This is a genomic window from Rhodothermales bacterium (genome assembly GCA_013002345.1).
Classification (GTDB): domain Bacteria; phylum Bacteroidota; class Rhodothermia; order Rhodothermales; family JABDKH01; genus JABDKH01.
The window spans coordinates 1-6,586 of sequence record JABDKH010000138.1; the positions used below are offsets into that span (position 1 = coordinate 1).

At 57.7% G+C, this 6,586-nt stretch carries 7 protein-coding genes; 4 read left to right on the forward strand and 3 right to left on the reverse strand.

What is annotated here, in order from left to right; all coding sequences use genetic code 11:
- The 3 genes from HKN37_07005 to HKN37_07015 all read right to left on the reverse strand — a co-directional run.
- Window positions 1–1,001, reverse strand: a 1,001-nt coding sequence (locus tag HKN37_07005; GenBank protein NNE46392.1) for a S1 RNA-binding domain-containing protein, incomplete at its 3' end; no start/stop codon positions are given.
- A 149-nt stretch (window positions 1,002–1,150) separates the two neighbouring features.
- The gene (locus tag HKN37_07010) at window positions 1,151–1,858 is read right to left on the reverse strand and encodes a (d)CMP kinase (GenBank protein NNE46393.1); all 708 of its coding nucleotides are present in this window, start codon (window positions 1,856–1,858) and stop codon (window positions 1,151–1,153) included.
- 117 nt (window positions 1,859–1,975) lie between these two features.
- Window positions 1,976–2,554 (reverse strand): hypothetical protein, encoded by a 579-nt coding sequence (locus HKN37_07015; GenBank protein ID NNE46394.1) that lies wholly within the window; start codon window positions 2,552–2,554, stop codon window positions 1,976–1,978.
- A 73-nt stretch (window positions 2,555–2,627) separates the two neighbouring features.
- Here HKN37_07015 and HKN37_07020 point away from each other — a divergent pair, with 73 nt between their 5' ends.
- From HKN37_07020 to HKN37_07035, 4 genes are all read left to right on the forward strand, one after another.
- Window positions 2,628–3,203, forward strand: a complete 576-nt coding sequence (locus HKN37_07020) for a TrmH family RNA methyltransferase (protein NNE46395.1) — start codon at window positions 2,628–2,630, stop codon at window positions 3,201–3,203.
- Window positions 3,193–4,308 carry a hypothetical protein gene (locus HKN37_07025; protein ID NNE46396.1) on the forward strand — a complete coding sequence of 372 codons (1,116 nt, stop codon included), beginning with the start codon at window positions 3,193–3,195 and terminating at the stop codon, window positions 4,306–4,308. The genes HKN37_07020 and HKN37_07025 overlap by 11 nt, the downstream gene beginning before the upstream one ends.
- Window positions 4,298–6,427 carry a methylmalonyl-CoA mutase gene (gene scpA, locus HKN37_07030; protein NNE46397.1) on the forward strand — a complete coding sequence of 710 codons (2,130 nt, stop codon included), beginning with the start codon at window positions 4,298–4,300 and terminating at the stop codon, window positions 6,425–6,427. Before HKN37_07025 ends, scpA begins: the two co-directional genes overlap by 11 nt.
- 9 nt (window positions 6,428–6,436) lie before the next feature.
- On the forward strand, window positions 6,437–6,586 hold a 150-nt coding region (locus HKN37_07035), incomplete at its 3' end, for a hypothetical protein (protein NNE46398.1).

The window sequence follows — 6,586 nt, forward strand, 5'->3', positions numbered from 1 at the left end:
CCATCCACACCACCGAGATCGATAAAGACTCCGAAATTTGTGATGTTTTTGACCGTACCCTCCAGAATCTGGACGGGCTCCATCGCGGAAAGAATTCCTTTCCGTTGTTCCTGAAGATCCTTCTCGATGAGGGCTTTGTGAGAAACAACGATGTTCTCGTTGATCGGATTGAGCTTGACGATCTTGAACTCCATCCGCTTCTCGAGGTAAGCGTCGAAATCTCTGACCGGCCGTACGTCAATTTGAGACCCGGGAAGGAACGCCTCTACGCCTTCGAACAGCTCGACGATCATGCCGCCTTTGATCCGCCGAACGATCGTTCCCTCAAGGACTTCTTCATTCTCGAAGGCATCCTCAATTCGTCGCCACCTCTTGACCTTGTCCGCCTTGCTCTTTGAAAGCACGAGCTGGCCGTGGTAGTCTTCTATGCGTTCGAGATAGACTTCAACTTCTTCACCTGATTCGAGCTCGTGATCAAACTCTGACTTCGAGATGATGCCGTCGCTCTTGAACCCGATGTCGATAACAACATCCTTTTCTCCAATGCTGACAACACGGCCCGTCACGATCTCATGCGCCGAGACGTTGGTAAGTGTCTTTTCGACAAGGGCGCGCAACTCGTCGTAGGTGGTAATGCGTGCGTCCTCCTCGGGAGAAGCCTCGAGGTCTTCTAGCTTGATGACATCGCCGACAATCTCTCCCGTATATCCAACAGGCGGTGGAGCCTGATATCCATTCCCGGTAGCTGTCGGGGCGTCGACTTGTTCTGTTTCGCCCACGGCAGCGGGCGCGGTATCTGTTGAGGGCTCGGGTTCATCACCGGGCGCCGACGCATCTTTCGCGGCATCGGACGTCGCTGCGGGCAGCTCGGCTTCGACGGGCGCGGACGGCTCGGCTTTATCCGCGTCGGATGTCTCCGGCGTTATTGCGGCGGGATCCGCCACTGCGGTCTCTTTCGTCTGGTCTGTTGTCTCCTTGTCCTTTTGCTGGTTGTCAGCCATGATGGTCTCCGGGTTGCCACGACTCTACGAGGTGCGAAACTGATTGCACCTGGTACGAGGATTGAGCGATGCTACCCTGTTGGTTTAGTTTGTGGTTGTCCGACAGCACGCGTCCTCGTTGCCATGCGTCGGTACATGATTGTGTCTAATTAACGGTCGTCCTTTGTATCGCGTCGGCTCTCTTTTCGCACACGCTGCAAGATTGCATCGCGCATGATGTCCAGTTGTTCGTCCGGACTTAGCAATGTCGTATCGATCAGAATCGCGTCGTCTGCTCTTCTGAGCGGCGAGTGCTCTCGCTCCTGGTCCTGCCGATCTCGCTGTCGGATATCTTCAAGCACGTCAGACAACTCGATCGCTTGACCCTGGTCCCGTAGTTCCAGTAAACGTCTTTCTGCTCTCGTCTCCGGACTGGCATCCATAAAGAACTTCGTCCCGGCGTCCGGAAAGACAACCGTCCCGATGTCCCTTCCTTCTACGACCACACTGTTTCCCTCTTCACTCAACGCAGTCGCCACGCGGCGCTGCTCGGAAACAAGTTTCTCTCGCACCTCCGGTATCTGACTGACAAGACTCGCAGCCCTCGTAATCGAAGGCGCTCGAATCTCGCCGGTGACATCGTGCCCATCCAGAAATACCCGCATCTCCCCATCGTCCAGAGAAAGATCAATGCGGACGGAGTCGACAAGAGTCATTGCTCCTTTCCTGGTGATCGGCGTCGCCGAGCGCTCGAAAGCCAGACCCATGGCGCGATACATAGCGCCCGTGTCCAGATAGAAGCCGTGCACAGCACTTGCAAGTGCCCGGGCGGTAGAGCTTTTCCCAGATCCCGCTGGACCGTCAATCGCGATAATCAAATTCAGCTTTCCAAAAAACGGTAGTCAGAAAAAGTACTGATAAATCTGCCGTTCCACAATAAAACGCGTCAGCGGTGGATGAATTGGGGGTGCAGAAGTGGCCAGCGGGTGCAGGCCCTACCCTACCGATGTGCTGATAATTGTGATCGGCTCCGGATACCGTACAGGCCCTACAAGCGTCTGGATCGTAGGAACGGCACGCAGTTTGACGTTCTTCGCTGAGCCTCCCTCACCGGCGAGCGACAGGGCCAGATCCACCAGATCTCGGGCATTTCCTTCGAAAAATCGGATCAGATCAAGCTCGATACGGATCGGGAGGTGCCTGGTCTCGCCCGCGGGTATTACGACCTCATCCTGGAACACACCCGATATGGTTTCGCGGTCCTCGAGGAGCAGCGTCCAGTCCATGCCAACCATTCGCGCCTGCACGCCATTCTCCGCCGGATTCTTCGCCAAGACGTCCAGAACGAATGAGACGGGCAGTTCTTTGCGAGCAACAGCCGCTCCGATTCTCACAATATCGAGCGCCCCGAGATCCTCATACCCCCGAATGCCACTCGTCTCGACTCCCGCTATCCGTAGTTCCGTCAGTGCGTCAATACCGAAATCCACATTGCGAAGATTGGCGACCTCCTTGATTGATGCACATCCGCTAAACAGAAACAGGATCAGAAAGGCGATTATCGAGCGGTTCATCTGAGATTGACCTCTTTTAGAGCGTTTTCGGACCGGCAAAGCTAACTTCACCACAATTTATGCCCATTTCCGCATGAGAAAGCTAAAACCGGACGAAATTCTGGCCCAACGTCGTGAAGGCGATAGCCAGCTGGCACACCCTCTTGCGACCATCCTCGAGGATGTCCGGTCGCTGTATAACGTAGGTTCCATCTTCCGTACTGCGGATGCGGCCGGACTCAGGGAGGTCCTCCTCGCCGGAATTACGGGTACGCCCGAGAATAGAGGGCTCCGGAAGACTGCCCTTGGTGCTGAGTTGACCATGCCATGGAGGCATTTTGCTTCGGCAGCGAGCGCCATCGAGGCTGCGGAGGCAGATGGATATCGCGTGGCTGTGCTTGAAATCACCGACCGACCCAGGGCTCTCGAAACACTGACTCTGGACGACTTTCCACTCTGTCTCGTGGTCGGAAATGAGGTGAAGGGCGTATCGCAGCAGGCCGTAGCTCTTGCTGACTTCGCGATCGAGATCCCTCAATTCGGCCACAAGCACAGTATCAACGCCGCGGTTGCTTTCGGAATTGCCGCATTTGATCTTGTTCGGTGCTACCGGCGTCTTTGCGCGGAAGCACCGCCGTCCACCCGCTTTCGTGATATTCATGAAGTCTGATTTGCATGACTTTGACGCCGTACTGGCGTCCACGTGGTCGGAGAACTCCGAGACGAGTTCGTCCGGAGCCGGTGACCTCCTCGAGAGGTCCCTGGAGCCTGGCCTTGTGCTGCCGGCGCTACACAGTCTCACCGATTTTCAAGACCCGGCCTCCGGTTTGCGATCCTTTGGTGTCACGCGGGAGTCTGACTGGTCAATCGTCGCCCGGATCGGCCCCGGATCTTCGGATTTGACATGGCTCCAGGCAGGAAAGGAGGCCAGCGACGCACTTCGTGGCGTAATCGTGACTCCGAACGAATTCGAACCTGGCGTGCCTGGTGCAAAGCACACGTATCCGTTGGCGAACTACGTGGATGCATTCGGCTGTGAGGCAGAGATCCCGTCGCCGGGCGATGCGAGCGCGGAAATTGTCGTGCTGGAAGATCCCGTGTCGCGTTCGGTCAAGGAGCGCACCGATTGTCCGCCGCTTTCGTCGGGAGACGGCACCGTTGACGGACGGTACTTCGGCGAATGGGATTCCTCCATTGCAGAGGTTGCGTGCATGACGGCGGCTGCGGCCGAATACTTGATGCGTCAGGAGCGGCACGCCCGGCTGCGAGTGCTGATTCCATGTGACGGCGAATTGCCCATCGCGATCGCCAGGGTGCGAGCCGCGAGAGTGCTGATCCGGAGAGTCGCGCGGGCGTTCGAGCACCCCTTCGACCGGATTCAGGTGTGGGGCCTGGCCGGCGGCCGATGCCAGTGTCCGGATCGTCCGACCCACCAGATCAGGTTGACCGTAGCGTGCACGGCGGCGGTCATGGGTTCGTGCGATGTGATCGTGGCTGAACCGTTCCCCGAACTCGCCCTATCCACAGCGGATTCTGAGCGCCTGGCCGTCAACACCTTGCGAATTCTGAGACACGAAAGCCATCTCGGTTTCGTGAACGATGCGTTTGGAGGATCCTATTATCTGGAGGCTCTAACGGGGCAGATCGTGGATGGGGCGTGGGACGCGTTTCTGGATATCGAGGACGAAGGCGGCCTCGCGAAGATTGCGTCGTCGTCCACCTTGACGGACATACTGAAGACTCGCATCGGCGGAGCAGGTCCTTATGAAGACTAGACCGGACTTCAGACACGTGGGGCTTGTTGATGACGCTCTAAATACGCGCGACGGGAGCTCTATGCCAACCCCGGAGGGCATCCCGCTCTTTGCGCAGTACGATATTCGCTCACACCCGCACCAGCGGTTCGGCGCCGGGGTACCGCCGTTCTTGCGCGGCCCGTATTCCAGTATGTACAACGGGCGTCCGTGGACGATTCGTCAGTACGCCGGATACTCAACGGCCGAGGAATCCAACGCGTTCTACCGACAGAATCTTGCTGCAGGCCAGAAAGGCCTCTCGGTGGCCTTTGACCTCCCGACACATCGTGGATATGACTCGGATCATCCGCGTGTTCGCGGCGACGTCGGCATGGCGGGCGTCGCTATCGACACGGTCGAAGACATGCGTCGGCTATTCGAGGATATCCCCCTCGCCGACATCTCGGTATCAATGACGATGAACGGTGCCGTTCTTCCCATCATGGCGTTCTACATCGTCGCGGCAGAAGAACAGGGAGTTGATCCCGGGCTTCTCTCAGGTACAATTCAGAACGACATCCTGAAGGAGTTCATGGTTCGGAACACGTACATCTACCCGCCCGGGCCGTCGATGCGGATTGTTGGTGACATCATCGAGTACTGTTCCGAACACATGCCGCGATTCAATCCGATTTCCGTCAGCGGATATCATATCCAGGAAGCGGGAGGCTCGGCCGACATAGAACTCGCGTACACGCTTGCCGATGGGCTGGAGTATCTGCGGACCGGTCTCAGTCTGGGTCTGAATGTTGACGATTTCGCTCCGCGCATCTCTTTCTTCTTCGGCATTGGAATGAACCTCCTGATGGAGATCGCGAAGCTGCGTGCGGCTCGACTGCTCTGGGCTACCCTTGTGCGCCCGTTCGGTCCGAAGGATCCAAAGTCCATGGCGCTCCGAACGCACTGTCAGACTTCGGGCTGGAGCCTGACGGCGCAGGATCCGGAAAACAACGTGACGAGAACGACCGTGGAAGCGTTGGCTGCTACGCTAGGGCACACGCAGTCTCTCCATACCAATTCGCTCGACGAGGCCATCGCACTTCCGACGCCGCAAAGTGCAGCCGTGGCTCGCAATACACAGCTCATCCTGCAGGCCGAATCTGGCATCATCCACCCCGTTGACGCCCCGGGGGGCGCTCACTGTATCGAGAGCCTCACGATAGAACTTGCACGGAAAGCCTGGTCTCATATCCAGGAGGTGGAGTCGTACGGCGGAATGACCCGTGCGATCGAGCGAGGCATTCCAAAGCTGAGAATCGAGGAGTCAGCGGCGAAGCGACAGGCGCAGATCGACTCTGGAGCGGAGATCATCGTAGGAGTCAATCGGTTTGTTGATGATACCGCGGGCCAACCCGATATTCTCGAAGTCGACAACGTGGCTGTACTTCGGGCACAAGTCGAACGCATTCAGGCAGTTCGACACGCCCGCGACGATGAGGCGGTGCAGGACGCCTTATCGAGGCTAAGAAGTTGTGCGGAGTCTGAACAGGGAGGTCTCCTCGAGCACTGCATTCGTGCTGCACGTGTTCGTGCCACGCTCGGCGAGATCTCTGCCACGCTTGAACAGGTATATGGTCGCCACAGGGCCGAGACGCGACTGGTGACCGGAGCCTACAGCAGTGAAGTCATGAATGACGACCAATTCCAGACGGCGCAAGCAGAATGTGAGCGTTTTGAAGCTCGATTTGGACGGCGACCTCGTATTCTCGTTGCGAAACTCGGTCAGGATGGACATGATCGTGGGGCGAAGGTAATCGCAACGGCGTTTGCCGATATCGGATTCGATGTGGATGTAGGCCCCCTCTTTCAGACCCCGGAGGAAGTGGCGCGCCAGGCGGTGGAGAATGACGTACACGTTGTCGGCATTTCAAGCCTCGCCGGGGGACACCGCAGCCTCGTGCCCGAGGTCATCGAGTCACTTCGAGAGTTCGGTCGATCGGATATCATCATCATTGTGGGTGGTGTCGTTCCGGAGAAGGACCGACTCAACCTGTTGGGTAGTGGAGTCGCGGCCGTTTTCGGACCCGGAACCGTGATCTCGAACGCCGCCAGCGAAACGCTGGGAATTCTGACGAGCAAGATCGACGAAGGCGGTTGAGGCCGGCAAATGAGTCAACAATTCGAGCCATCAAACGCTGACCACGACTCGGCTGCCGAGCAGATTGTGCAGGACATTCGGTCGGGCGACCGTAGCGCTCTCGCCCGCGCCATTACACTGGTAGAGAGCAAGGCGGAGCGTCACCGGCTTCTGGCCGAA

Bases quoted from the DNA above. Each gene is read 5' to 3' on its own strand.
- HKN37_07015 (NNE46394.1), bottom strand. From the start codon at position 2,554: ATGAACCGCTCGATAATCGCCTTTCTGATCCTGTTTCTGTTTAGCGGA.
- HKN37_07020 (NNE46395.1), top strand. From the start codon at position 2,628: ATGAGAAAGCTAAAACCGGACGAAATTCTGGCCCAACGTCGTGAAGGC.
- HKN37_07025 (NNE46396.1), top strand. From the start codon at position 3,193: ATGAAGTCTGATTTGCATGACTTTGACGCCGTACTGGCGTCCACGTGG.
- scpA (NNE46397.1), top strand. From the start codon at position 4,298: ATGAAGACTAGACCGGACTTCAGACACGTGGGGCTTGTTGATGACGCT.